Source organism: Paenibacillus sp. FSL H3-0333 (assembly GCF_038002805.1).
In the GTDB taxonomy this organism is placed as follows: domain Bacteria; phylum Bacillota; class Bacilli; order Paenibacillales; family Paenibacillaceae; genus Paenibacillus_AQ; species Paenibacillus_AQ silagei.
Genome location: NZ_JBBODG010000001.1, coordinates 1,674,076 through 1,700,265, shown reverse-complemented (window position 1 = coordinate 1,700,265; position 26,190 = coordinate 1,674,076). Strand labels below are relative to the sequence as shown.

23 protein-coding genes and 3 rRNA genes are annotated in these 26,190 nt (G+C 52.3%); 3 read left to right on the top strand and 23 right to left on the bottom strand.

The window, feature by feature from the left end; translation table 11 throughout:
* Window positions 1-1,425: a sensor histidine kinase gene (locus MHH78_RS07705; protein WP_340827577.1), complete on the top strand. Its 1,425-nt coding sequence runs from the start codon at window positions 1-3 to the stop codon at window positions 1,423-1,425.
* Between the two features lie 20 nt (window positions 1,426-1,445).
* Here MHH78_RS07705 and MHH78_RS07700 read toward each other — a convergent pair whose 3' ends face one another.
* From MHH78_RS07700 to MHH78_RS07635, 14 genes are all read right to left on the bottom strand, one after another.
* A complete protein-coding gene (locus MHH78_RS07700) occupies window positions 1,446-1,919 on the bottom strand; it encodes an OsmC family protein (RefSeq protein WP_076085265.1) in 474 nt (157 codons plus the stop codon).
* Window positions 1,920-1,965: 46 nt separating this feature from the next.
* The gene (locus tag MHH78_RS07695; protein WP_341167033.1) at window positions 1,966-2,166 is read right to left on the bottom strand and encodes a hypothetical protein; all 201 of its coding nucleotides are present in this window, start codon (window positions 2,164-2,166) and stop codon (window positions 1,966-1,968) included.
* 64 nt (window positions 2,167-2,230) lie between these two features.
* Window positions 2,231-3,028 (bottom strand): dihydrodipicolinate synthase family protein, encoded by a 798-nt coding sequence (locus MHH78_RS07690; protein WP_341167032.1) that lies wholly within the window; start codon window positions 3,026-3,028, stop codon window positions 2,231-2,233.
* A 108-nt stretch (window positions 3,029-3,136) separates the two neighbouring features.
* Window positions 3,137-4,228, bottom strand: a complete 1,092-nt coding sequence (locus MHH78_RS07685; RefSeq protein WP_341167031.1) for a hypothetical protein — start codon at window positions 4,226-4,228, stop codon at window positions 3,137-3,139.
* A gap of 114 nt (window positions 4,229-4,342) precedes the next feature.
* Window positions 4,343-5,695, bottom strand: a complete 1,353-nt coding sequence (locus MHH78_RS07680) for a sensor histidine kinase (protein ID WP_341167030.1) — start codon at window positions 5,693-5,695, stop codon at window positions 4,343-4,345.
* A gap of 2 nt (window positions 5,696-5,697) precedes the next feature.
* Window positions 5,698-6,357: a response regulator transcription factor gene (locus tag MHH78_RS07675; protein WP_076085253.1), complete on the bottom strand. Its 660-nt coding sequence runs from the start codon at window positions 6,355-6,357 to the stop codon at window positions 5,698-5,700.
* 198 nt (window positions 6,358-6,555) lie between these two features.
* Window positions 6,556-6,885: a hypothetical protein gene (locus MHH78_RS07670; protein WP_341167029.1), complete on the bottom strand. Its 330-nt coding sequence runs from the start codon at window positions 6,883-6,885 to the stop codon at window positions 6,556-6,558.
* Window positions 6,886-6,909: 24 nt separating this feature from the next.
* Complete coding sequence (locus tag MHH78_RS07665) at window positions 6,910-7,632, bottom strand: hypothetical protein (protein WP_341167028.1); 723 nt, start codon at window positions 7,630-7,632, stop codon at window positions 6,910-6,912.
* 156 nt (window positions 7,633-7,788) lie between these two features.
* A 5S ribosomal RNA gene (gene rrf / locus MHH78_RS07660) occupies window positions 7,789-7,905 on the bottom strand.
* A 124-nt stretch (window positions 7,906-8,029) separates the two neighbouring features.
* A 23S ribosomal RNA gene (locus tag MHH78_RS07655) occupies window positions 8,030-10,971 on the bottom strand.
* 279 nt (window positions 10,972-11,250) lie between these two features.
* Window positions 11,251-12,811: ribosomal RNA gene (locus MHH78_RS07650) — 16S ribosomal RNA — on the bottom strand.
* The 16S, 23S and 5S rRNA genes sit together here, the layout of an rRNA operon.
* Before the next feature lie 195 nt (window positions 12,812-13,006).
* A complete protein-coding gene (locus tag MHH78_RS07645; RefSeq protein ID WP_341167027.1) occupies window positions 13,007-13,891 on the bottom strand; it encodes a hypothetical protein in 885 nt (294 codons plus the stop codon).
* Window positions 13,892-14,047: 156 nt separating this feature from the next.
* The gene (locus tag MHH78_RS07640; protein ID WP_341167026.1) at window positions 14,048-14,818 is read right to left on the bottom strand and encodes a dioxygenase family protein; all 771 of its coding nucleotides are present in this window, start codon (window positions 14,816-14,818) and stop codon (window positions 14,048-14,050) included.
* Window positions 14,819-14,824: 6 nt separating this feature from the next.
* Window positions 14,825-15,484, bottom strand: a complete 660-nt coding sequence (locus tag MHH78_RS07635) for an alpha/beta hydrolase (protein WP_341167025.1) — start codon at window positions 15,482-15,484, stop codon at window positions 14,825-14,827.
* 159 nt (window positions 15,485-15,643) lie between these two features.
* Between MHH78_RS07635 and MHH78_RS07630 the strand changes: the two genes are divergently transcribed.
* The gene (locus tag MHH78_RS07630) at window positions 15,644-16,195 is read left to right on the top strand and encodes a helix-turn-helix domain-containing protein (RefSeq protein WP_209878909.1); all 552 of its coding nucleotides are present in this window, start codon (window positions 15,644-15,646) and stop codon (window positions 16,193-16,195) included.
* Between the two features lie 53 nt (window positions 16,196-16,248).
* Here MHH78_RS07630 and MHH78_RS07625 read toward each other — a convergent pair whose 3' ends face one another.
* The 3 genes from MHH78_RS07625 to MHH78_RS07615 form a co-directional block, all read right to left on the bottom strand.
* On the bottom strand, window positions 16,249-16,977 hold the full coding sequence (locus MHH78_RS07625; protein ID WP_341167024.1) for a Type 1 glutamine amidotransferase-like domain-containing protein: 729 nt from the start codon (window positions 16,975-16,977) through the stop codon (window positions 16,249-16,251).
* Between the two features lie 105 nt (window positions 16,978-17,082).
* Window positions 17,083-17,889, bottom strand: coding sequence for a TrmH family RNA methyltransferase (locus MHH78_RS07620; protein WP_076082005.1), 807 nt, complete (start codon window positions 17,887-17,889; stop codon window positions 17,083-17,085).
* Window positions 17,890-17,920: 31 nt separating this feature from the next.
* Complete coding sequence (locus MHH78_RS07615) at window positions 17,921-18,580, bottom strand: potassium channel family protein (protein ID WP_076082004.1); 660 nt, start codon at window positions 18,578-18,580, stop codon at window positions 17,921-17,923.
* A gap of 194 nt (window positions 18,581-18,774) precedes the next feature.
* Here MHH78_RS07615 and MHH78_RS07610 point away from each other — a divergent pair, with 194 nt between their 5' ends.
* The gene (locus MHH78_RS07610; protein ID WP_036700271.1) at window positions 18,775-19,011 is read left to right on the top strand and encodes a small acid-soluble spore protein SspI; all 237 of its coding nucleotides are present in this window, start codon (window positions 18,775-18,777) and stop codon (window positions 19,009-19,011) included.
* 124 nt (window positions 19,012-19,135) lie between these two features.
* On the opposite strand, the gene MHH78_RS07605 is transcribed toward MHH78_RS07610, so the two are convergent.
* The 6 genes from MHH78_RS07605 to liaF all read right to left on the bottom strand — a co-directional run bounded on the left by MHH78_RS07605 (window position 19,136) and on the right by liaF (window position 26,160).
* Entirely contained in the window at window positions 19,136-20,722 is a 1,587-nt protein-coding gene (locus tag MHH78_RS07605; protein ID WP_076082003.1) for a peptide chain release factor 3, read from the bottom strand.
* 331 nt (window positions 20,723-21,053) lie between these two features.
* Window positions 21,054-22,604, bottom strand: a complete 1,551-nt coding sequence (gene zwf, locus MHH78_RS07600; RefSeq protein WP_036731156.1) for a glucose-6-phosphate dehydrogenase — start codon at window positions 22,602-22,604, stop codon at window positions 21,054-21,056.
* Window positions 22,605-22,813: 209 nt separating this feature from the next.
* Complete coding sequence (locus MHH78_RS07595; protein WP_341167023.1) at window positions 22,814-23,617, bottom strand: YwmB family TATA-box binding protein; 804 nt, start codon at window positions 23,615-23,617, stop codon at window positions 22,814-22,816.
* Window positions 23,618-23,763: 146 nt separating this feature from the next.
* Entirely contained in the window at window positions 23,764-24,423 is a 660-nt protein-coding gene (locus MHH78_RS07590; protein WP_036700278.1) for a response regulator, read from the bottom strand.
* Between the two features lie 15 nt (window positions 24,424-24,438).
* Window positions 24,439-25,473, bottom strand: coding sequence for a sensor histidine kinase (locus MHH78_RS07585; RefSeq protein ID WP_341167022.1), 1,035 nt, complete (start codon window positions 25,471-25,473; stop codon window positions 24,439-24,441).
* A gap of 39 nt (window positions 25,474-25,512) precedes the next feature.
* Complete coding sequence (liaF, locus tag MHH78_RS07580; protein WP_341167021.1) at window positions 25,513-26,160, bottom strand: cell wall-active antibiotics response protein LiaF; 648 nt, start codon at window positions 26,158-26,160, stop codon at window positions 25,513-25,515.
* Window positions 26,161-26,190 lie beyond the last annotated feature (30 nt).

The following is a 26,190-nucleotide window of genomic DNA, read 5'->3' as shown; positions in this document are numbered from 1 at the left end:
GTGCTGAAGGGAATCAGGTCCAGACTTATCGTCTATATTACCCTTGTGCTGCTCCTGATCGTGCTGCTGCTGGAGGGAGTGTTCATCGCTGCTGTCCACTATTATTATCTGGGCAGTGCGATGGAGACATTGAATACAAGGGCCACGACTTCAGCGACCTTTTTCAATAAGTATCTGGAGAGTTATAGCTTGAATGAGCGGGCGCGTTATATTCTGGAGAATCTCTCCCCTGAGGAGAGCAGTAAGGTGGAAGTGCTGAGTCCAGCCGGGCATGTGGTCATTAATTCCTTCGGCTTCTCCAGTACAGAGCAGGTGAGTACCCCTGATGTGAGAGCAGCCCTGGCCAGCGGCAAAGGAAGCTTTCAGAGCATCAAGCCAGTGAACGGGGAACGAATTATGGCGGTCTCTATCGCGCTGAAGGAGTCGGGGAGCACAATCGGCTTGCTGCGGTACTCGGTCTCGGCAGAGCCTTTATATCATGTTATAATCCGGATCGCACTCAATGCAGCCGTCATCGGACTACTCGTCATTGGATTCGGCTTCATGCTCAGCCTGATTATCGCCAAACGGATCGTAGGGCCGATCCAGCAGCTGACCGGGGTCGCCAAGGAAATGGCCACCGGTAATTTTGCCGTCCGGGCAGCGAGGCGCTATGACGATGAAGTCGGCACCCTTGCGGTAACACTGAATTATATGTCGGAGGAAATTCTCAAGAGCGAGAAGCTCAAATATGATTTCATCTCCTCCGTCACCCATGAGCTGCGGACCCCGCTTACCTCCATCAAAGGCTGGGGGGAAACGCTGCTGGTCGGTGATTTATCAGATAGGCAGGAGATCCTGCAGGGGCTTGAGGTCATGACCGGGGAGACAGACCGGCTGATCGGCCTGGTGGAGGATCTGCTCGACTTCTCCAAATTTCAGGCCGGAGAGATCCGCATTGTGCGCCAGCCGTATGATCTCAGAGGCCTGCTGGAGGATCTGCTGCTGCAGTTCAGATACCGGGGGCAGACGAAGCAGATCCGCCTCTACGCCGACCTTCCCGATCAGCCGCTGCCGGTGGACGGTGATTTTAACCGGTTGAAGCAGGTGTTTGTCAATTTGCTGGATAATGCGTTCAAGTTCACCCCTGCGGAGGGTGAGATCCGCCTTACCGCAGTGCTCGAAGGCGAACGGATAATCGTCACCGTGGCTGACAACGGCGAAGGCATCGAGGCCGCGGATCTGACGCAGCTTGGCACCAAATTCTTCAAAGGCCGCTCCCGTCAGTCCGGCAGCGGCCTGGGCCTCGCCATCTGCAAAGAAATTATCGAGCTGCATGACGGGCGTCTGCGGATCGAGAGTGAGTTCACCAAAGGAACCTCGGTAATTGTTGAGCTGCCGCGCTACGAGGTGGAGCAGCATTTTGCATCACCAGTGCAGCTCTAGCTCTGTATCCCCCTGTGCTTCTATAACTCTACCCGGGCTTGTCCGCTCCCGTGCGCGATTTCCACAACTGGCTTAGTCTCTATAGAGACATTACCGGCCACGGCTCTGGAGATCATACAGGAGGCTTCAGCCTTATGTGCCAGCCGCTCTGCCATCTTCAGCTGCGCCGGTGTCGCACCAGCCTGGAGCACAATGCTAGGCTTGTGCACGATCTTTTCGTACGTGAACACATTATTCGTGACATCTACTGTCGCTTCAGACGCCAGGGTCAGCGCCTCTGGAACAATCTCCGAACGCTCCAGCATTGCGGCCAGAGTAATCAGGTAACAGGTCGCTGCTGCACCCAGCAGCATCTCATCCGGGTTCGTGCCGGTTCCCGGACCGCCCATCTCCTGCGGTATCGATATAACCGTCCGCAGTCCGCCCGCATCAATATGCCCTTCGCTGTTCCGCCCTCCATTCCATACCGCCTTCAGGTGAAAAGGATGCTTCATCTCACTCCGTCCTTTCTTTTCTGCTTAGCTGATTTTATAGCCATCTCTACACTTCTACTGCAACTATAGTAATCAGAATACTATGATCGGCGATCGGCTGCACAATAATTGTCCCAATTGAGATCATGGCGATCGTCGTAGGAATCGTCATCTGCGAGATCGATTTGCGGCCGGCTAGCCGCAGCACCAGCATCCCGACAGTGATCAGCACCAGCGCCTTCCAGATTTCGCTCCAGATTTCATTCATCGCTCCGTCTCCTTTTGACAGTAGATAGGCTAGCTTTTGTCTTACAGGAGGCGAATATGCATATCTAGAGAATCGGAGCCCGGCACACGCCCGCCGGAATCCCCAACCGGTTGTAATGCTGCTTGATGTTGACAAGCGCATGCCCGCTGAACACCTGCGCCACTATGTCCTCCAAAGGTCCAGCCTCCACCTGCTCCTTCCGCAGCAGACGCTCCACCGCGCTCTTGATCTCCAAGGGGTATAGATTCCCCGCCACACTGGAGAGGCCATTGCAAGGGCCAGCGGCGAGATTCTCCACAAGCCTCATATCCCCTGCTGCAAAAAGAATGAACCCCTCCGGATACTCCACTCCCACATGCCGCTGCAAATCGCCTGTTTCCTTATATCCTACAATGTTCGGATAGCGGCGGATTAATGATTTCAGCGACTCCGGCGCGAGATCGAATCCGGTCCGGCCGGGATTATTATACAGCGCTACCGGCTTGCTCGTATGGCTAAGCAGTTCCTCCACATAAGCAACCGCCTGTTGCTGCGTAGGCCGGATGTATGGCGGGAAGCCAATCATAATCGCATCGATCACTGATGTCTCCAGCGCCTGAACCAGTCGTACAGCATCACGGGTTCTTATGGCAGAAGCCCCGAACACCAGCTCTATCCCCTGGAAGCGCTGCTGATTGAAGTACTCAATGATTTCCATTCTCTCTCCGATACTCAGCGAATGCTGCTCGCCAGTGCTTCCCGAAATCAGCAGGGATTCGATCCCGTTCTGCTGCTGGTAAGCCACGATAGGCGCAAATCCGTCTGTATTCAGACCCTCATCCCCATGAAAAGGCGTTGGAATCGCCACATTTAATCTTTTCATCCCCTCACCCCTTCCTTTCTTCTCTCTAATGTAACAAAAAATCCCGATGAATCAAGAGAGACTTGATCATCAGGATAAATTCAGTTCTATAGCAACACGGCTTCCCGCTTACTTAGCCTTACCGGCAGGCTCATAGATCAGACAACGCAGCTGCTTACCCGGATAGCGGAATTCCGCATTATATTTGCTGCCATCTTCCAGTAATACATCCACGGCCACCATCCCGCGTTTATTGTTAACCTCAGTGCCCGTCAGATACGCCTTCACTATCTTTCTTTTCTCTCCCTGCTTGTCCTTTACAATCCGGGTAGCTTCCTTTACCCAGCTGTCATCCTTCTTCATGGCAGTCGCAGCTGCCGCGTCGATAGGGGTTCTTTTCATCACAGAGTTAAAAGCTGTCGTATCTACCACCACCCCGGTGTCAGGATCGATCTGCACACTATATTGCCAGTATTCCTGACCTTGTCCAAGCAGAGTAAGCGACTTATATGGTTCAGAGTGAACCGACCAAAATGAGGGTATGCCATAACCCGGTTCCACCAGCATAACATTTGTTTTCAGCTTGGAGATATCGGCATCGAACAGCTTGCGCACACTTTCAGCCGCCCGTGCCTGTACTTCAGCCTTGCTGAATTTCTCCGGTACGGCCACGACAGGAGCAGTTATATTACGTTTGGATGCCACAAGATTAACCCGGTAGGACCAGTCAATCATTTGCAGCAGCTCTTCATCCGTCCAGGTGCGCTCCGGTTGATAATACGTATTGGTCTTTATATCGAAATACACTTCTCCCTGCCCCGCCTGTAGCGGCAATGGCTTCTGTGGCCGCACACCATCATAGACATATTGATCTTCCAGCACCCGCCTGCGGTTGATCTCCGCTTCGGTCATTTCCCGGCCTGAAGTGTTCGGATCGCCCGGTAGCTCTATATAGTCGTAGATTTGCTGGATCTGCTCCTCAGTCATCTGCTTCAGCAGCAGATCATCATTCACGGTAGATACCGGCACGGGTGCCTCCACCTTCAGCACAGGAACAGCGCTTCCTGCCGGACTTGCCTTAGCACTGACCGGAGTTGCCGTACTGTACTTTGCGATGACTGCTGAGTTCGCCAGACTGGGGACAAGGAGTCCGCTGAATGCAAACATACCGCCTGAGCATAGGACAACTGCCATAGTAACAGACCACTTTTTCTTGTTCAATTGTATTACCTCCATCGGGATTCAGGATATTAACTCTATCCATAGCTTAATCCCGGGATATTATAGAATAGAGGAGCAGTTGTTATGGAGTTGTAAAATAGCCTCTACAAACCATTATAAATTATCTTTTAAAAAAAGGCGGATGCTCGTCCCCTCGCCAGGAGCAGATAGCAGCTCAATTCTGGCCTGATGCGCTTCGGCAATCTGGCGGCATAGAGAGAGACCAAGACCTGCGTTGCCATAGGCCCGTGAACGCGATTGGTCTGCACGGTAGAACGGCTCAAATACCCGCCTGCTCTGCTCTTCTGTCATTCCGCTCCCGCTGTCCTGTACTTCAAGTACCCCTTCTCCGTCCTGCTGATAGGCCAGCAAGCGGATTGTGCTGCCTGGCGGGGACGCAGGAATGGCATTCTCAATCAGATTCACCAGAAAAGAGGCCAGAAGATCCGCATCTCCCCATACGGCAGGAATGGTGCTATACAGCTCCAGCAGTAATAAGTTATCTGTTACCCTCTGCTGCTCGATCTGGGCCACTGTGTCGAATAGCGAAGCCACGTCTACCTCATCCAACATCAGTGGCTGATGCCGCAGAACGGACAGATCCAGCAGCTTGAAGGCCAGATTCTTCAGCCGCACAGTCTCACTGAGAATATAGCGGCCCGCTTTGACCTGATCGTCCTGATCTATGTTAGCTGTGGTTAGCAGCTCCGCAAATCCCTGCATACTGGTTAGCGGTGTCCGCAGCTCATGGGCTAGATTATCGACCATCCGCTGTTTATCCTCAGCCATGCCTGCGAGATCGCTCATCCGCTGCTCTATCACAGTAGCCATCTTGTTAAAGTTGAAGGCCAGCTCCCCGAATTCATCCCTGCTGTTCAGCTCCACACGATTGGAATAGTCGCCTTCGGCAATCGTCTTCGTCGTCTCGGATAACAGCTTGAGCGGCTTGGTCAGATGCCGGATCAGAAGGTAGAGCAGTACCACAAGAAGCGGCCCTACAATCCAGTTAATCATCACAAAAAAACGGTTCAGCTCCTGCTGCTGGGCATACAGACCGCTAATATCGCGGTTATAGGCCAGCTCCAGATGCTGATAGGGAGCCGGGAGCGGCATCGCTAACGTCATGATATGCTCCTCCTGCACAGCGCGCTGTTCTTTCTCACCAGGATAGAGCAGCAGTCCATCATCCCGCAGCTCCAGCTCTATCCCCTGCTTACGGTAGTGTTCTCCATAGGACTTAGCCACACTGACCAGCAGTGCCGGGGTAAGAGAGACGCCTCTTGCCCGAATGGAATCCAGATTCTCATAGATATTATTCGTAATTAGCAGCTGTTCGCTGGCCGCACGTTTGCTCTCACTGGCCATGTTCAGCTGCCAGCTTTTTTTCATTACCATCACGACACTTACATCAAGTGCCGCTATAAACAGCACCAGGACAGCAAGGAGAATCTTATGCCAGAACCGCATGGCTAGACCTGAACTTCCAGCCGGTAGCCCAGCTTGAACACGGTTTTGATCCGTTCTTCCCAGCCCAGCTTTTTGCGCAGCTGCCGGATATGTACATCCACAGTACGGGTATCACCCGCATAATCATAACCCCATGCCAGCTCCAGCAGCTTCTCTCTGGAAAGAGCAATATTCCGGTTACGGATCAGCACTTCAAGCAGCTCGAATTCTCTGGCCGTCAGATCCACCAGCAGCTGATCCACCCACACCTGACGCTCCGTGAACCGGACTTCAACCCCATCGCATACAAAAGCAGAGGCGGCCTGTTCATTCCTCCGCAGCACGACATTAATCCGGGCCAGCAGCTCCAGAATCTCAAAAGGCTTAATAATATAATCATCCGCACCCAGCTCGAAGCCCCTGATCCGGTCAGAGAGTGCACCCCGGGCCGTAATCAGAATCACCGGAATCCGTAGTGGCGCAATCTGCTCCATCACCCCGAACCCGTCCAGACCGGGAAGCATGACATCCAGCAAGACCAGATCCGCACGCTCCTTCTCCAGCATGTCCGCTACCTCCGAGCCGCTATAGGCTTTGGCATACGTATGTCCCACCAGCTTAAGATTCATCGTTATTAAATCATTAATCGCCTGTTCATCCTCAACAACAAGTATATGAGCCATCTGTCGAATATCCTCCTAACTCTGTAGCCACAGAATACCCTTTCATAGGTAACCTAATCTTAATCATACCAGATTCCAAAGCATCCATAACCTATAAGCCGAACCTGACCTTACACACCCGCCCGCCAAAAAATCCCGACGAATCAAGAACTGCTTGATCGTCAGGACTAGTTTGTTCATTGAACATAAGCTTCCCGCTTATTTCCCCTTATCGGCAGGCTCATAAATGAGGCAACGCAACATCATACTCGGATAGCGGAGCTCCGCATTATATTTGCTGCCGTCTTCTAATAATACATCTACCGCAACCATTCCGCGCTTATTGTTCACCTCGGTATCAGTCAGATATGCCTTTACGATTTTCCTATGCTCACCTTGCTTATTCTTAATTATCCGTTTAGCTTCCTCGATCCAGCGCTGATCCTTCTGGAGAGTGGCAGCCGCAGCTCCGTCAATAGGCGTTCTTATCGCGTCCGCATTAATAGCTGTCGTATCCACTAACACTCCGGTTTCTGTATCGATAATCACATGGTAATTCCATACCTCCTGTCCTTATCCCCGCATGGTCCGCTCCTTGTAGGGAGAGAAATACACCCACCATTGGGAAGGAAAGCCAAATTCCGCTTTATGCAGACTAGTGGATATTTCCAGCTTGGACACATCGGCATCGTAGAGCTTCCGCACACTTTCAACCGCACGCATGATGAATTCAGACTCGCTGTACTTTGCAGGAAAAACAAGTTTGTCGGGAAAGCGTAGAGAGGATACATAACCCTGCCGATATAACCAGTCAAGTTCTTCATCGGTCCAGATCCGATCTGGAACATAAGACGTATTGGTCATTAGATCCAGATATAAGTCCCCTTGTCCCGCCTCGAAGGGCAGGGGTTTCTGAGGACGAAGTCCATCATACACATACTGATCGTGCAGCACCAATTGGCGCTTAGTCTCCGATTCTGTGAGCTCACGGCTGCTATCCCCTTGGGGCTCAAGTCCTCTGTCTAGGAAGCCATCAATTTGCTGAATTTGCTCCTGGGTCATATTCTTCCGCAGATAATCCTCCACAGTGGATACCGGCACGGGAGCCTCAACTTTCAATACAGGAACCGCACTCTCCGTCAGAGGTAGTCTGACATCCTTCTGTGGTGCTGCTGTGCTGTCCTTGGCGACAACGGCAGAGTTCACTAAGTTCGGGACGACAACAGCACTGATGGCGAATAACCCTCCAGCACATAACAGGACTGCTATAGAAGCAGACCACTTCTTCTTATTCAACGGGATAACCTCCACAGGAGTATAGTATTTTCTCTACCATTACCCTACTCTTAACATGTTATAAAGTAGAGTGACAGTTGTTATGGAGTTGTAAAATGAGAGCCTCGCCCGGAATACAAAAAGACCACTGTTGATTTCTCAACAGTGGCCATGTGTGCTTGGCAACGTCCTACTCTCCCAGGACCCTTCGGTCCAAGTACCATCGGCGCTGGAGGGCTTAACGGTCGTGTTCGGGATGGGTACGTGTGGAACCCCTCCGCTATCGCCACCAAACATGATTTTTCGAAGCCTACGCTTCTCGAAATCGCTACAGAAAATATCAAACCATCGGTTTAACATCCTGCCAGGCTTGATCGCCTGAAAACTGAATCCGAAACGAATCTGTGTGTTAGTGTTTTTGGATAAGCCCTCGACCGATTAGTATTGGTCAGCTCCATGCATTGCTGCACTTCCACCTCCAACCTATCTACCTCGTCGTCTTCAAGGGGTCTTACATACTGGGAAATCTCATCTTGAGGGGGGCTTCACGCTTAGATGCTTTCAGCGCTTATCCCGTCCGTACGTAGCTACTCAGCCATGCTCCTGGCGGAACAACTGATGCACCAGCGGTACGTCCATCCCGGTCCTCTCGTACTAAGGACAGCTCCTCTCAAATTTCCTGCGCCCACGACAGATAGGGACCGAACTGTCTCACGACGTTCTGAACCCAGCTCGCGTACCGCTTTAATGGGCGAACAGCCCAACCCTTGGGACCTACTTCAGCCCCAGGATGCGATGAGCCGACATCGAGGTGCCAAACCTCCCCGTCGATGTGGACTCTTGGGGGAGATAAGCCTGTTATCCCCAGGGTAGCTTTTATCCGTTGAGCGATGGCCCTTCCATGCGGTACCACCGGATCACTAAGTCCGACTTTCGTCCCTGCTCGACTTGTAGGTCTCGCAGTCAAGCTCCCTTATGCCTTTGCACTCTGCGAATGATTTCCAACCATTCTGAGGGAACCTTTGAACGCCTCCGTTACTCTTTAGGAGGCGACCGCCCCAGTCAAACTGCCCGCCTGACACGGTCCCCGTACCCGCTAAGGGCACTAGGTTAGAACCTAGATACGATCAGGGTGGTATCCCAACGGCGCCTCCGCAGAAGCTTGCGCTCCTGCCTCCACGGCTCCCACCTATCCTGTACAGATCGTACCCAAATTCAATATCAAGCTGCAGTAAAGCTCCATGGGGTCTTTCCGTCTTGTCGCGGGTAACCTGCATCTTCACAGGTATTAAAATTTCACCGGATCTCTCGTTGAGACAGCGCCCAAGTCGTTACGCCATTCGTGCGGGTCAGAATTTACCTGACAAGGAATTTCGCTACCTTAGGACCGTTATAGTTACGGCCGCCGTTTACTGGGGCTTCGGTTCACAGCTTCGGGTTTAACCCCTAACCGCTCCCCTTAACCTTCCAGCACCGGGCAGGCGTCAGCCCGTATACTTCGCCTTACGGCTTCGCACAGACCTGTGTTTTTGCTAAACAGTCGCTTGGGCCTTTTCACTGCGGCCCCCTCGGGCTATTCACCCTACCGAGGCACCCCTTCTCCCGAAGTTACGGGGTCATTTTGCCGAGTTCCTTAACGAGAGTTCTTCCGCGCGCCTTAGAATTCTCTTCTCGCCTACCTGTGTCGGTTTGCGGTACGGGCACCTTCTCCTGGCTAGAGGCTTTTCTTGGCAGTGTGAGATCATGACCTTCGCTACTGTAATTTTCGCTCCCCATCACAGCCCAGCCTTACGATGTGCGGATTTGCCTACACACCAGCCTCACTGCTTAGACGGACATCCATCAGTCCGCGTCACTACCCTCCTGCGTCACCCCATCGCTCATAGCGGATTACGGTGGTACAGTAATTTCAAACTGTTGTCCTTCGACTACGCCTGTCGGCCTCGCCTTAGGTCCCGACTTACCCTGAGCGGACGAGCCTTCCTCAGGAAACCTTGGGCTTTCGGCGGATCAGATTCTCACTGATCTTTTCGTTACTCATACCGGCATTCTCACTTGTATACTCTCCAGCGCTCCTTACGGTACACCTTCAACGTATATACAACGCTCCCCTACCCCAGATGCAAAGCATCTAGCCATAGCTTCGGTGGTGTGTTTAGCCCCGTTACATTTTCGGCGCAGAGTCACTCGACCAGTGAGCTATTACGCACTCTTTCAATGATGGCTGCTTCTAAGCCAACATCCTGGTTGTCTGTGCAACTCCACATCCTTTCCCACTTAACACACACTTGGGGACCTTAGCTGATGGTCTGGGCTGTTTCCCTTTTGACAATGGATCTTAGCACTCACTGTCTGACTCCCGGCAAGAAGTAAATGGCATTCGGAGTTTGACTGAGCTTGGTAACCCTTGCGGGCCCCGCACCCAATCAGTGCTCTACCTCCACCACTCCATTCACCGAGGCTAGCCCTAAAGCTATTTCGGGGAGAACCAGCTATCTCCGAGTTCGATTGGAATTTCTCCGCTACCCCCACCTCATCCCCGCATTTTTCAACATGCGTGGGTTCGGGCCTCCAGTGCGTGTTACCGCACCTTCACCCTGGACAGGGGTAGATCACACGGTTTCGGGTCTACGTCCACATACTTAGTCGCCCTATTCAGACTCGCTTTCGCTGCGGCTCCGGCTTCTCACCTTAACCTTGCATGTTAAACGTAACTCGCCGGTTCATTCTACAAAAGGCACGCCATCACCCGTGCTGGACAAGTCCAGCATAGGGCTCTGACTTTTTGTAAGCACACGGTTTCAGGTTCTATTTCACTCCCCTTCCGGGGTGCTTTTCACCTTTCCCTCACGGTACTGTTTCACTATCGGTCGCCAGGTAGTATTTAGCCTTAGCAGATGGTCCTGCTGGATTCATACGGGGTTTCACGTGCCCCGCACTACTCGGGATCCGTCTCGGAGAGAACACAGTTTGGGCTACAGGGCTTTTACCTCTATCGCGGGCCTTTCCAGACCTCTTCGCCTACCATATTCCTTTGTAACTCCATGTGAGACGTCCCACAACCCCAAGAGGCAAGCCCCTTGGTTTAGGCTGTTCCGCGTTCGCTCGCCGCTACTGACGGAATCACTATTGTTTTCTCTTCCTCAGGGTACTTAGATGTTTCAGTTCCCCTGGTCTGCCTCTGCGTATCCTATGTATTCAGATACGAGTAACTGCGAATTACCACAGCTGGGTTTCCCCATTCGGACACCCCCGGATCAAAGCTTGCTTACAGCTCCCCGAGGCAGTTTCGTTGTTCGCCACGTCCTTCGTCGGCTCCTGGCGCCTAGGCATCCTCCGTGTGCTCTTAGTAGCTTAACCTCGATTTTTCCGTCAGGAAAATATCGGACATTGAATCACTTCAAAGCCTTTATTTCCATCCAGATCATCGTTGCATCGCCATTAATTCAAAACTTGTTTACACAAGTTCAGCTTAAAGGAATGTTCTAAAACGCAAATTCGTTTCGGTATCCAGTTTTCAAGGATCAAGTTTCTTACTTGAGAGCTTAAACTCTCAAAACTGACCAACGAGTGAGTAACTAGCCGACCGGCTAGATTTAAGATTTGAATGTCTTCATTGCAGAAGACGATTCTCCATAGAAAGGAGGTGATCCAGCCGCACCTTCCGATACGGCTACCTTGTTACGACTTCACCCCAATCATCTACCCCACCTTCGGCGGCTGGCTCCCTTGCGGGTTACCCCACCGACTTCGGGTGTTGTAAACTCTCGTGGTGTGACGGGCGGTGTGTACAAGACCCGGGAACGTATTCACCGCGGCATGCTGATCCGCGATTACTAGCAATTCCGACTTCATGCAGGCGAGTTGCAGCCTGCAATCCGAACTGAGACCGGCTTTGCTGGGATTGGCTCCACCTCGCGGCTTCGCTTCCCGTTGTACCGGCCATTGTAGTACGTGTGTAGCCCAGGTCATAAGGGGCATGATGATTTGACGTCATCCCCACCTTCCTCCGGTTTGTCACCGGCAGTCACTCTAGAGTGCCCAGCTCAACCTGCTGGCAACTAAAGTCAAGGGTTGCGCTCGTTGCGGGACTTAACCCAACATCTCACGACACGAGCTGACGACAACCATGCACCACCTGTCTCAACTTTCCCCGAAGGGCACCTGATGCATCTCTGCTTCGTTAGTTGGATGTCAAGACCTGGTAAGGTTCTTCGCGTTGCTTCGAATTAAACCACATACTCCACTGCTTGTGCGGGTCCCCGTCAATTCCTTTGAGTTTCAGTCTTGCGACCGTACTCCCCAGGCGGAGTGCTTACTGTGTTAACTTCGGCACCAAGGGTATCGAAACCCCTAACACCTAGCACTCATCGTTTACGGCGTGGACTACCAGGGTATCTAATCCTGTTTGCTCCCCACGCTTTCGCGCCTCAGCGTCAGTTACAGCCCAGAAAGTCGCCTTCGCCACTGGTGTTCCTCCACATATCTACGCATTTCACCGCTACACGTGGAATTCCACTTTCCTCTTCTGTACTCAAGTCACCCAGTTTCCAGTGCGACCTCAGGTTGAGCCCAAGGTTTAAACACCAGACTTAAATAACCGCCTGCGCGCGCTTTACGCCCAATAATTCCGGACAACGCTTGCCCCCTACGTATTACCGCGGCTGCTGGCACGTAGTTAGCCGGGGCTTTCTTCTCAGGTACCGTCACTCCGGCAGCAGTTACTCTACCGGACGTTCTTCCCTGGCAACAGAGCTTTACGATCCGAAAACCTTCATCACTCACGCGGCATTGCTCCGTCAGGCTTGCGCCCATTGCGGAAGATTCCCTACTGCTGCCTCCCGTAGGAGTCTGGGCCGTGTCTCAGTCCCAGTGTGGCCGTTCACCCTCTCAGGTCGGCTACGCATCGTCGCCTTGGTGGGCCGTTACCCCACCAACTAGCTAATGCGCCGCAGGCCCATCCCCAAGCAGCAGATTGCTCCGCCTTTCATTCTTCTCTCAGGAGAAAAAAGAAATTATCCGGTATTAGCTACCGTTTCCGGTAGTTATCCCAGGCTTGAGGGCAGGTTGCCTACGTGTTACTCACCCGTCCGCCGCTAAGTTTGAAAGGAAGCAAGCTTCCTCTCAAACTCCGCTCGACTTGCATGTATTAGGCATGCCGCCAGCGTTCGTCCTGAGCCAGGATCAAACTCTCCAAATTGGTATTTAGAAAGAGCGATTGCTCATTTTGAAACATCTGACGAGAATTTACATTCTCATTTTTGGATCTCACCGAAGTGATCTCCAGATACTCACTCGTTGTTCAGTTTTCAAAGATCAAGCTCGTTGTCAGCGACGACTACCGCGTCACCAGCAACTTTTATAATATAACATGGATCAGACAACTATGCAACTATTATTTCAAAAGTTCTTGCTGAAGCAATACCATCAGCTCTTCCGCAGTATCCCAAACCAGAGGACGTATCTCCTGAAGATGGATCCTTAATGTATCTGCCTCATCGCTTCTGACCGTCCAGATTACCGGAATGTTCAGCCCAAGCGCATAGCCCGCTGCCAGATACACCTCAGATGACTGGCCTGTGAGGTCCGCAATAACCACCTTGCTGTCCGCCACAGGCTCCAGCGAATTCGTAGCTTCGTTCTTGCTGGCAAGCAAACGGGGGAAATAGCCCAACTGCTCGATTTTGGCCCACAGCTTGTCCTGCCACTCCGCCTGCAGCTTCTCATCATCCGGCAGAAGAACGGTGCATTGCTGTAAGGTCCGGCCTCCTGAGGTAGCCACTGCTTCCTCCGACCCCAGGGAGGTCAATGTGAAGTTCATACCTTCCCGGACTAACAGATTCTCACCTTGCAGCCTGTCAATAATATAGACCAGCTCCTGCAGATTGGGAGAGTATGTCAGATTGTAGCTGCGGGACAGGGGATGAATCACTACGGGCTCCCCGGGGCCACTACAATGCCTATATAGATACTGCAACAGCCGGCCTCCTTTATCCTCAGCCGTTACCGGAATACCCGGGGCATTCACAATATCCTCCAGATCGCTGAACGCAAGGATCACCTTCTCGCCACAATCCGTTTTTTCGCGGATATAGCCCGAGATCAGATGCAGCATGTCCCACTTCTGCTGGAACGAGAGCGCAAGAATCAATTCATAGCTGTCTCTAAGCAGGCTGTAGCTTCCGCCAGGAGAGCAAGAGCAATCGATATACTGATCGTACTCACCGTCTGCTGTAATGCGGACAATCTGATCGCAGAATGCACAATGTTTCTTTTGCATAATTATCACCTCTTCAGAATAGCAGTCCCCCTACCTTACCAAGAATGTATTGAAAAGTGGACCGGAAATTCCTTCCTCCCCGACAGCTTGACATGCCTGATTTCGGAATTATGCCAAGGAGATTGCCGAAGCGGAGCATGCGGAGTTCACCACATTTTAATTAAACTGCCAGCAGCTCAAGCTTAGATTACCATACTGATAACTCCGGTGAAGCAGCTGCGCATTACGCCCCGGGTCTCCCGCTCCCATAGCGATGAACAGCGGAATAAAGTGCTCACTCGTTGGGACCGCCATCTCCGCATAAGGAGCAAGCTCCTCGTATTGGAACAGCGCTTCTGTATCCCATGCTTCCACCTTCTCCTGAATCCAATGATCGAACTGCTCGGCCCACCCGTTGATCTCATCCGAATTCCAGTTCAACCTCCGCAGATTATGAACGGTTCCCCCGCTGGCGATGATAAGCACATCCTGTTCACGCAGCGCCGCCAGCGCCTTGCCGATCTCATACTGCTGCGCATTAGGCAAATCACGATTCACAGACATCGCCACAACCGGAATATCCGCCTCCGGATAGAGCAGCTTCAGCACAGCCCATGCGCCGTGGTCGAGCCCTCTTTGTTCATCCCTGACATTCTTCACACCACCCGCGGTCAAAAGCTTCTGAATCTGCTCCACGAGAGCCGGATCACCATGTGCGGGATACGTCATCTGGTACAGCTCGTCCTGGAATCCGCCAAAGTCATAAATGGTATCGTACGTTGCCGCCGCGCCCACGGACTGCACGGGTTCCTCCCAATGCGCTGAGAAGAGAATGATGGCTTTCGGTTTGGGCATATGGTCCTTGAACTCTTTTAACAGCTTGGTGTAGGCATTATCTTCAAGAACAATAGATGGAGCTCCTTGTGCAAAAAAATAGGAAGGCATCATAGTCAATCACTCCTTATTAATGGTTAATCCGGCATCCTGCTTGAGCCATTGCAAGAAATCACGCTGGTTCTCTTCAGTTACGCCATGGTCGGACGGATATAGTCTGAAGGTCAACCGTTCGGTTTGCCCCTCCAGATAGGCGGCAGTCTCATGTCCAATGCGCACCGGGAACACCGAATCGTATTCACCATGCGAAGCGAAGACAGACACGTTCTTAAGTCTACGGAGCTTATACTCCATTTTCACAAAATCAGGAATATATCCATTCAGTGCGACAATCCCCTTCAGCTGCTCCCCCATCGTAAGCGCAAGCGTCATAGACAGAATGGCTCCTTGGCTGAAGCCGAGCAAATAACGTTTGTCCGGATCGACCGGATACTGCTGCGTTGCATAGTGAATGAAAGCCTCAAGATCGCCGACAGCTTGGTCAAACATCCCGCGGATGGGGTTGCCCAGGCTTTTCAAATCATAATATTGATACCCCGTACCCAGCGGCAAATTCCCGCGAACCCCGATAATAATAAACTCATCAGCCAGCGGCGCCACCAGACCAAACATATTGCGCTCATTAGAGCCTTTGCCGTGAAAAGTAAAGATCACCGGGTATTTCCTGCCCTGCTCAAGCCCATCCGGTAAGTGAATATCATATGAATACTTAGGGTCCATCTTATTTTCCTCCATACTGAAGATCCTCGCTTGAATATTAGTTATAATAATATATTTTCTATATAAGTAATTTATCGCAGCACACATTGACTTGTCAATAATAAAATTGTTAATATGAAAATAAGTTTAGTATTACAAATATTATGAAGGTGTGATCCCATGGATATCGGCGCTACAATACGGGCAATCCGCAAGCGTAAAAATATCACCATCGCGCAAATATGCGACACTACCGGCCTCTCCCAGGGCTTCATGAGCCAGGTCGAAACCAATAAGACATCACCTTCCATTGCTACACTGGAGAATATCGCCCAGGCTCTGAAGGTCCCTCTTGCTTATTTGCTGCTCAAAAAAGAAGAACGCATGCAGATTGTCCGCAAGGATGAACGGAGAATCACCACCAGCGGCGCAGCCGAGCTAAAGGTCGAACACCTCAGCTCCACCCAGAACGTCCGGATGTCGATCGTCGAGTTCCCTCCCGGTGCCATGATTGGAGATGCCCCCCATGCACATGAAGGACAGGAGGTCCATGTTGTCATTAAAGGAACCATCTATGCGCAGCAAGGGGAAGACGGAGCTGAATTTACCGAAGGTGATTCCTTTAGCTGGAACGCCTGCACCCCCCATTCCGTCAAAAATACCGGAGAAGACACCGCGATTGTGCTAATCTCTATCTACACGGAAAGTGAAAACGGACAAGATGTCCTCTGAACAATTAAAAGCCCGTACTCTGGCCTGATAGGCGGAGTGCGGGCTTCTTTTAATCACATATTCACTATCTCATTATATTCAGCATGCTTCTCAATCTCCGTCACGATTATCTGCTGATTGATCTCTTGTATCTTATAGGCCTTGGCCTGTTCTCTGGAAGAGATCACTTTATACCCATCATCTTTATAAATAATGGCGCAGTGATTCTCAATGGCTATGCCTGTTGTATCCATCCCCTTAACCATTTCCAAGAAATCTGCCTCGCGGTTGTCTTCATTATAATGAGGACAGTGAATCCCTGGTAAGATCCCCATCGCCTTCAATTTGATATAAATCCTCTCTCCTGATGTATCGAACGTCTCTGTGTCACTATGACCGTATTCGTACCAGCAGATCGAACCCGCACTCATTCCTGACAACACAACCCCCGAGGCGTACGCCTGCTTCAGCAAAGTATCCACACCATGCTCCCGCCATATGTCCAGCATCTTCCTCGTATTACCGCCACCCACATAGATTAAATCGGCGGATAAAATCATATTTTCTATTTCTTCTGGTGCATATGTATTTTTCGTCAGCAGCAAATGCTTAATCTCACACCCCAACCGGTCACCATATACTAATTGAAAAGAGTCACAATACCCTTCCGCATCCATACTGGCTGTAGGGATGAACAATGCTTTGGGATTCCTTTTATTCGTTAAACCTACAATCGTTTGATCGATTGCCAAAGTCTCTAATTCGCTAATCTCTCCTCCGCCAATCGCCACAATAATCCCCATATTCATCACTCCTATTCATAGTATTGAAGCTGAAAAAGAATACAAAAAAGCCCCGGATGCATTACGTCTTATTCAGACACACCGGGACTGACTCTGTTGTGAAAGTTATAAAGGTTGGTTAAGATAATTCCCCCGCTGCCGCATCCCCTCAAACAGCAGGATTGTTGCGGCCATTGCCGCATTCAGCGATTCGGCGCGGCCGGCCATCGGGATGAGGATGCTTTTATCGACCATTGCGGCCGTCTCCGGGGAGATCCCCTGTCCTTCGCTGCCGATCAGCAGCCACTGGCTGCCGTGGAAATCATGGGTGTAGCAGGAATCCTCCGCCGTCAGCGAGGTGCTGACCAGCAGCGCACCACGCTCCCGTGCCTGTGGCAGAATCGTGCCGAGCTCGCCCTCCACTACCGGGAGATGGAACATCGAGCCCATCGTGGACCGGATGGTCTTGGGATTGAAGAGGTCGGCGCAGCCCTGGCCGAGGATCACGCCGTCCGCGCCCGCCGCATCCGCGCTGCGGATGATAGTGCCTACATTGCCGGGGTCCTGGACCCCGTCCAGCACCACAACCAGGCTGTCCGGCTTCGCCAGAATGGCCTCTATCCCCTTCTGCTCCTTCCGCACAATGGCGAACACCGGTTGCGGTGTACCTGTGCTGCTGCACTTGGCAACCACCGCTGCCGACACGCCGATGACCTCCATGCCCTGTACGGCCTGAAGTAGCGGCTTCAGCTCAGACGGCATACCTTTATCGAGGTCAAAAGCCAGGCATTCCACATCTGCTTCCGCCTGCAGCGCCTCCTGCACCAGATGAATGCCTTCCACGATATATTTACCGGACCGGTCACGGTGCTTCTTCTCCTGCAGTCCGGCCCATTCCTTCACCCGCGTGTTCTGCGGCGACATAATTTCCATAGGGTCCTACCTTTCTGTTGCTTACAGATTCCTATTGATAAGCCATTTCCAGCTTCGTCAGATTATCCTTCCGTCCGACAATGACAAGAACATCACCATCGGTCAGGCGGTCCTCCGCTCTGGGAGAGATATTCATTTCCTCTCCCTTACGGATCGCCATAACGTTGCAGCCATATTTGGCGCGTATGTCAAGCTCCTGCAGGTTCTTGCCCAGCATCGGTCCTGAGACCTTCATGTCGAGAATGCTGTACTCCGGTGACAGCTCGATGTAATCGAGGATGTTCGGAGAAGCGAGATGATGCGCCACCCGCATCCCCATGTCCCGCTCCGGGTAGATCACCTTATCTGCTCCGATTTTACCCAGCACCTTGCCGTGCAGCTCACTTTTGGCTTTGGCGATAATGGCAGGTACGCCCAGATCCTTCAAGATCAGCGTTGTCAGAATGCTGGCCTGAATATCCTCACCGATGGCAACTACCACCACATCGAAGTTACGGATGCCAAGCGCACGCAGCGCCTCTTCATCCGTGGAGTCTGCAGATACGGCATGGGTCACAATATTGGAGATTTCCTGGGTGCGCTGTTCATCCGCATCAATGGCCAGCACCTCATAGCCCATCCCGCTGAGCGCCTTGGCCACACTTGAACCAAAGCGGCCCATGCCGATGATGGCATACTGTTTTTTTGCCATTAAGCCTTGTCCCTCCCGCACATATAATACATCTCACACAGTATAGCATAAGCCGTTATAAACTTGAATGTTCGGCGCTCCCTCAGGGCACCTTATAAGAAGGCTGCTTACCTGACTAAGCCCCTGCTTTCGAAGTCAGTTTTGCGATGCTGATTCAGGAAGCAGATGCTCACAAAACTTTAAGGAGGCCGATTATGCCAGTCACCCTTGATTTGCGCCAGGCCATCATTCACAAGGTGCACGGCCAGTCCGAAGAAGGTCTGCGGGAGGTTATTGAGAATTCCGTGGACGGGCCGGAAGCCGCGCTTCCCGGACTCGGTGTCGTCTTTGAGATGATCTGGAAGGACCTCGACCCTGCGAAGCAGGACCGGGTTCTCTCTATGCTGCACAGACATCTGGACAAGCTTACCCCAGGGTCCATCACCTCCTAGAGGAGGCCCATCCCGTCAAAAACCTCCGCGCCCCACCGTGCTGCTGCACAGGTGGAGCCGGAGGTTTTTTATAGCTTAATCGTACATATGCTTAACTGCTCATCTTACTTCTATTACACACCCATCAAGGTGCAGTCTCCAGGAACTTCGCGGTCGGATTCTTCTCCATCGCGGTCCGCATAGCGTATTCGTTCTCGAACAGCACTACGTAATTGCCCTTCTTGTCCGTAACCAGAGTGGAGTTGATCCGGAACTTGCTGGCATCCGGCTTGTTCTCATCCACGATCCAGCGTGCGAACTGGTAGCTCATGCGCTGAAGCTGCACATCCACGCCATACTCACCCTTCATGCGGTATTCGAACACCTCGAACTGCAGTTGTCCGACTACACCCAGCAGAATATCATCGAAGTTGACGGTACGGAACACCTGGATCATACCCTCTTCGGTCAGCTGGTCGATCCCCTTCTGGAATTGCTTCGACTTCAGTGCATTCTTGATGGTGACTTTGGAGAAAATCTCCGGCGAGAAGGTCGGCAGCTCATCGAATTCGATATCTCCGGCCTGACTTAGTGTGTCGCCAATCCGGAAGATGCCCGGGTCGAACAGACCGATAATATCCCCCGGATACGCCTCTTCAACAATGTCCCGGTCCTGGGCAAGGAACTGCTGCGGCTGGGATAGCTTGATGTCTTTGCCGGCACGTACATGCTTCACACTCATCCCGCGCTCGAACTTGCCGGACACGATACGCAGGAAAGCGATACGGTCACGGTGTGCGGGATTCATGTTCGCCTGAATTTTGAATACATAGCCGGTGAATTTCTCATTCGTCGGTTCTACAGCACCTGCTGTACTGCGGCGTGGTTCAGGCTTCGGCGCAAGCTCCAGGAAATTATCCAGGAACGTCTGCACACCGAAGTTGTTGATAGCACTGCCGAAGAATACCGGAGTAATCTCTCCGCGCAGCACCTTCTCATAGTCAAAAGGATCGCCCGCTACATCCAGCAGCTCCAGATCCGCGCATAGCTGATCATGCAGATACTCCCCCGCCATCTCACGGATAATCGGGTCGCGGTAGCTCTCCACCTTCTGTACTTTAATTACGGAATGATCATCGCCCTGGAACAGCTCGACCTGATTCTTCATCCGGTCATAGACGCCGCACAGCTCACGGCCCATCCCAATCGGCCAGTTCATCGGCACCGAGCGGATGCCCAGCACATTCTCCAGCTCCTCCATCAGATCAAACGGGCTGCGGCCTTCACGGTCCAGCTTATTAATGAAGGTGAAGATCGGAATGCCGCGCTTCGCGCAGACCTGGAACAGCTTGATGGTCTGTGTCTCCACACCCTTGGCTACGTCGATCAGCATGACCGCGCTATCAGCCGCAGTGAGCGTACGATAGGTGTCTTCACTGAAATCCTGGTGACCCGGAGTATCCAGAATGTTCACCCGGTGGTCAAGGTAATCAAACTGCATCACAGAGGACGTAACCGAGATTCCGCGCTGCTTCTCAATTTCCATCCAGTCACTGGTGGCGTGCTTGCTTGCCTTACGGGCTTTGACTGTACCTGCCAGACGGATGGCACCTCCGAAGAGCAGCAGTTTCTCTGTCAGTGTAGTTTTACCCGCATCCGGGTGGGAAATAATCGCAAAGGTTCTGCGTTTGTCTACTTCACTCTGAAGCTTATGGTCCGTTGCTTTATTCATTGCACATATCCCTTCATCTATAAATTCATGCTTACTTCTGCCTCTATTACCGGATCAATCAAATCGGACTATTCATGGATTCAGATCCTTTCCTTAGAGATTCAACGTCTATTTCTTGAACGTAACGTTTACCATGTATAGGATCATCTATAGCGCTAGGCTTAGAAATCTTTATGTTGAAAGCATCCTTCTCAGTATAGCAAAATCCGGCAGAGATTATCTACAAAAAAGCGCCTGTAGTGAAATATCTTGTAATATAAATTCACGATTCAGCAAAAAGATCCCCCCGCAACGAGATGCAGGAGGATCTGTAACAGTTCTTCTTCAGGGACTAGCGGTTAACCTGCCAGACCACATTGTCTTCATCCTGGCCGTTGACCGGCCACCAGTGGAAGCCTTCTCCGGCAAGCAATTGGTCGGCTTCAACCGGACCCCAGGAGCCTGCAGGATAGGAAGCCAAGTCGTTGCTCTCTTCCTTCCACGCCTTGGCAATCCGGTCCACGAAGGACCAGGCTGAGGACACTTCATCCCAGCGGGTGAAGTAGGTGGAATCGCCGCGTGCAGCATCATGCAACAGACGCTCATACGCCTCCGGCGAGTTGATGCCGATCATGCAGCTCTGGCAGAAATCCATGGCCAGCGGCTGAATCTCGGATTCCGAGCCCGGCTTCTTCGCATTGATCTTCACGTAGATGCCTTCCATCGGATTGACGCGGATGACGAGCAGGTTCGGCTCGAGCTTGTGCTTCTGGCCCAAGTAGACGTTGGTCGGCATTCCTTTGAATTCTACAACCACTTCGGTGGTCTTCACAGGCAGGCGTTTGCCGGTACGGATATAGAAAGGAACTCCAGCCCAGCGGAAGTTATCCACGAATACACGGGCTGCGAAATACGTCTCTGTATTCGATTCCGGGTCCACCTTGTCTTCCTGGCGGTAAGCTGGAAGCGTCTTGCCCTTGTAGAGACCTTGAGTGTATTGGCCGCGAACTACGTTCTCGCGAACTTCATCAGCGGTCGCATAAGGACGCAGCGAACGTAGAACCTTCACCTTCTCATCACGGATATCTTCAGCCAGCAGACGGCTAGGCGGTTCCATAGCGATCATCGTCAGCAGCTGCAAAATATGGTTCTGGCCCATATCGCGCAGCGCCCCCGCATGATCGTAATACCCGCCGCGTTCTTCCACGCCCACCGTCTCGCCGAGTGTAATCTGAATGTTGGCGATATGCTTGTTGTTCCACAATGGCTCAAAGAAGGCATTGGCGAACCGGATCACTTCAATATTCTGAACCATTTCCTTACCCAGGTAGTGGTCAATCCGGTAGATTTCCTCTTCCTTGAAGACTTGGCGGATCTGTTCGTTCAGTTCCTCAGCGGATTCGAGATTGTAGCCGAACGGCTTCTCGATGACCAGACGGTTCCAGCCTCTGGCCTGCAGCATCCCGCCTGCCTTGAGGTTAAAGGATACGCTGCCGAACAGCTCAGGCGCAAGCGCCAGATAGAACATGCGGTTGCCCGGAATATGGAATTTCTCTTCCAGCCGCTCCGTCTGCTCATTCAGCTCACGGAAGCCGTCAATATTATTGATGTCGAGTGACTTGTATTCAAAATGCTGTACGAACTCGTTCCATTCCGCAGCATCACCTGCCTGATAACGGCAGAATTCGCGGATGGATTCCTTCACATCTTCCCGGAATTCATCCTGGGTGCGGGGACGCCGAGCCACGCCAATGACCGCAAAATCTTGGGTCAGCTTGCCTTCACGGTACAAACTGTAAATCGCCGGAAAAAGCTTACGCCGGGCCAGATCTCCGGTTGCACCGAAGATAAAGAATACAGCACCGGGTGTATGCAGTGCATCAAGGGTTTGATTTTCAGCCATGGCTCCTCATCTCTCTGTATGTAATATAGTTGACATTCATTCTCAACGCCTGGTATGAAACAACATACGACTATAGGCGTGATGTCATTTTATCATAATTGCACGGAGGATGCCATCACATTCCTGACAGTTTTTCTCGGGATTTCGCACTTTTCCATTACTCTTTCTTATGCCTTCACCGGATTACGCTTATATTACGTCAATTAACCTCAGTATTCGATTGTAATTAATGGCATTCCAAGGGTTATCCGGTTCTCGTCCGCGTTGACGTTCTTGTGAACTGCCAGCTGGAGGGCCAGGCTGTGGTTACCGCTGCTGACTGTGCGCTGAAGACCCGGCATACTATACGAATGACTGGATGTAGAGATATCGCTGTAGCTCTCCTCTGCCTGAATACCGGGAAGCTCCGCAGCCATTAACTGCTCCGTAGCAAGGAGTGCTGCCTGCGTTCCGCCCTGCTCCTTCGCCGGTGCCTGCAGCGAAGCATTCCACTCCGCATCAATTCCCGCCTGCAGCATCGCCTCTCCGGCGTCCACCGCTGCGGCCGGCAGCTCCGGGGAGCCCAGAAGATCAGCCGTCTCCAGCGTAACAATACAGTAGCTGCGGCCGCCGCCAAGCTCACTCCAGAACAGGGACAGCTGTGTACCGCCACTGAGCTGCGCGGCAGAACGCCAGACCCGGTGCCCATCATCATCTGTGTTGCTAATTCCATCCAGTCCAAGCCTAGTGGCAAGGTGCTGTACGGCAACCTCATCAGTCTCTTCGCCGCTGTATTCCCCCTGCCATTTCAATACGAGCCGGAGCGGCGCGCCGGGAACGGAGGCCTGTCCGCCCAGTGTGGTCAGCAGGGCAAGGGATTCCTGAAGCTCTCCGGCAGCTGTAGAAGCATCAGCACTCTGTACACCGCTTCTTCCTGCGGGTTCCGCGCTTCGGAATCCGCTCAGGAGCATCAGCGCACATATCCCCGCCAGCACGAACACCAGTATCGCCATACTCTGCCCTTTATTCCCCACTTCGCATCTCCCTCTCAACCGATCTAGTAATCTACTAGACAGGTTATCCAATTTCAGAGAAAGATATACGAACGCATGCAAAAACACTTCCAAGATCATCCGGGCGGACTCGCTTGAAAGTGCTCCATGGCTTCCATAGACCGGGCTTACTCCGCCAGTCCATTCTTATATGCATAAATAGCCGCCTGGGTCCGGTCTTCAACCCCCAGCTTGGCAAGAACATTCGTGACATGGAATTTCACCGTCTTGATTCCAATAATTAATTGATCGGCAATATCCTGGTTGGATTTGCCCTGGGCTAACAGCTTCAGCACTTCCATCTCGCGTTCGGTAAGCTCTTTGTAAGCCGGTGCCTCTCCTCTTGCATTGGAACGGAACCGGTTCATCATCTTGGATGCCACCTGCGACTCCAGCACTGACTGGCCTCTTGCGGCTGCCCGGATCGCATCTGCAACTTCGCTGGCCCGTGAGGTCTTGAGCAGGTAACTGAAGGCTCCCGCTTCAATCACCGGATACATCTTCTCATCATCCAAATAACTGGTCAACACAATCACCTTGCAATCCGGGTACAGCTTCAGCAGCTGTCTTGTCGTCTCGATTCCGTCCATGCCGTCCATGACCAGATCCATCAGCACCACATCCGGTGTATACTCCTGGGCCAGACGGATGCCCTCTTCGCCGCTTCCGGCTTCACCTACGACCTCGATTCCATCCTCGGTGCCAAGCACCGCAGCAAGTCCGATCCGGACCATCTCATGATCGTCTACCAGCAGGACCTTGATTGCATCATCTTCTTCTATCTCCATCACTACACCTGCCCTCTATTCATTGACTACCGGTACGGTAATATCGATCCGTAAGCCTTTGCCGGGAGCGGTGATGAACTGGATCGAGCCCCCGATCTCTGTAATCCGCTCCTGCATATTCGACAGACCGTAGGAGGTCTGCTTGCTGTCATCCATCTCGAAGCCGATTCCGTCATCGCGCAGCGTCAGCCGGACCGTATCGCCCCGGCGGTGGAGGCGGATCTCCATCTTCTCCGCTTTGGCATGACGAAGCGTATTGGAGATAGCCTCCTGCACAATACGGAACAAATGATTCTCCACGCCCTTCAGCAGCTCTACACCCTGATCCATCTCGAACACAATATCAATCGGCACCTTGATCTTCAATTCCTTAATCAGCTCCTGAAGACCTTCCTCCAGCCCCTTGCCTTCCAGATACACCGGTCTCAGATGCAGCAGCAGTGCCCTCATCTCCGACTGGGCTACTGCCGACATCTCCTCGATCAGCGCGATTTGCCGCTGTGCCTTATCGAAGTCCTTCTCCAGCGTCCGGCCTACGGCCGTTGCCGTCATGGAGATGGCGAACAGCTGCTGCGATACCGCATCATGCAACTCCCGTGCCAGCCGCTGCCGCTCCTCGATAATTGCCGTAACCCGTGCCTGCTCGGCAAGCTTCGCATTATTGGTGGAGAGCCGCTGCAGCGTGTTCACCTGATTCTCCCATTTGCCGCTGATCCGCCCGAGCTGTTCCCCGAGCCGCCCCAGCTCATCATTTCCGAGGTCCGGCATGGCCGGGGTGAGATTGCCTTTCTCCCAGGCGACCAGGGTGGCCCGCAGTAATTCCAGCTTGCGCTTGCTGCGGAAGCCCTGATAGAAGCCGTACCCGATTCCGAAAGCCATCGGCAGCAGAATCAGCGTCAATCCTGTCCTTACGCCAATCCGCCAATCATCGAACGGCCGTAGTAGCCCATATGTATACATAATATATGTAATAACGAGCAGCATGAACAAAGAGAACAGAGCTCCCTCACCCATACTGCGCGTTACCATGTTACTGCTTTTTTTGTCCATGCCGGGAGCTCTCCCTTCTCTCTCTGGTCTAACATACTCTTAGGGGAAGCGTATGTCCAGATCCCCCATCAGATAAGAAATGTTAAACTTCACTTTATGCTCGCAGCTGTCATAGTTAGGTGACTTCCAGTTCAGCCGGTTCAGCATCCCCGTATCGCGGTTACTGCCGGTCTCAATCGAGCCGAACAGCACGAATGCCTCAATCTCCACCCCGTAATCCTCAGACAGCAGGATATCCACATCACCAAAAATCCCCTGATACAGCATAATCGTCTCCTGCTCTTCCGCCATGGCCAGGGAAAGATCCACATCCACCTCACCCAGCACATGCCAGGCGCTCAGGCTGCGCATCACCCACGGCGAGAGATCCCAGTCGAATCGGGAAGAAAAGCTTTGCTTCTGCACAAAACCGGCCTTGCGCTGCATTCTTTTCGATTTGACAAAGAACATCCCCAGCGAAAGCAGGCAGATGCCAAGCACCAGCAGCAAATGATCCAGCAGCAGCAGTACCGCACCGACTCCCATAAGCTTATAGCCTTGCTTGACCTTGCCCGACGTCGTCCGGTAGATTCCCAGCAGCAGGAACAGGAGTGCGACAATGGAGAAGAAGCCGAGCCATTTGCCAAATATCATCAAGCAGCCTACACCAATCAATCCGATGGCAATCAAACGGTTCCGTTTATCCATTTCCGCACCTCCTGCGCAGCATATCAATTC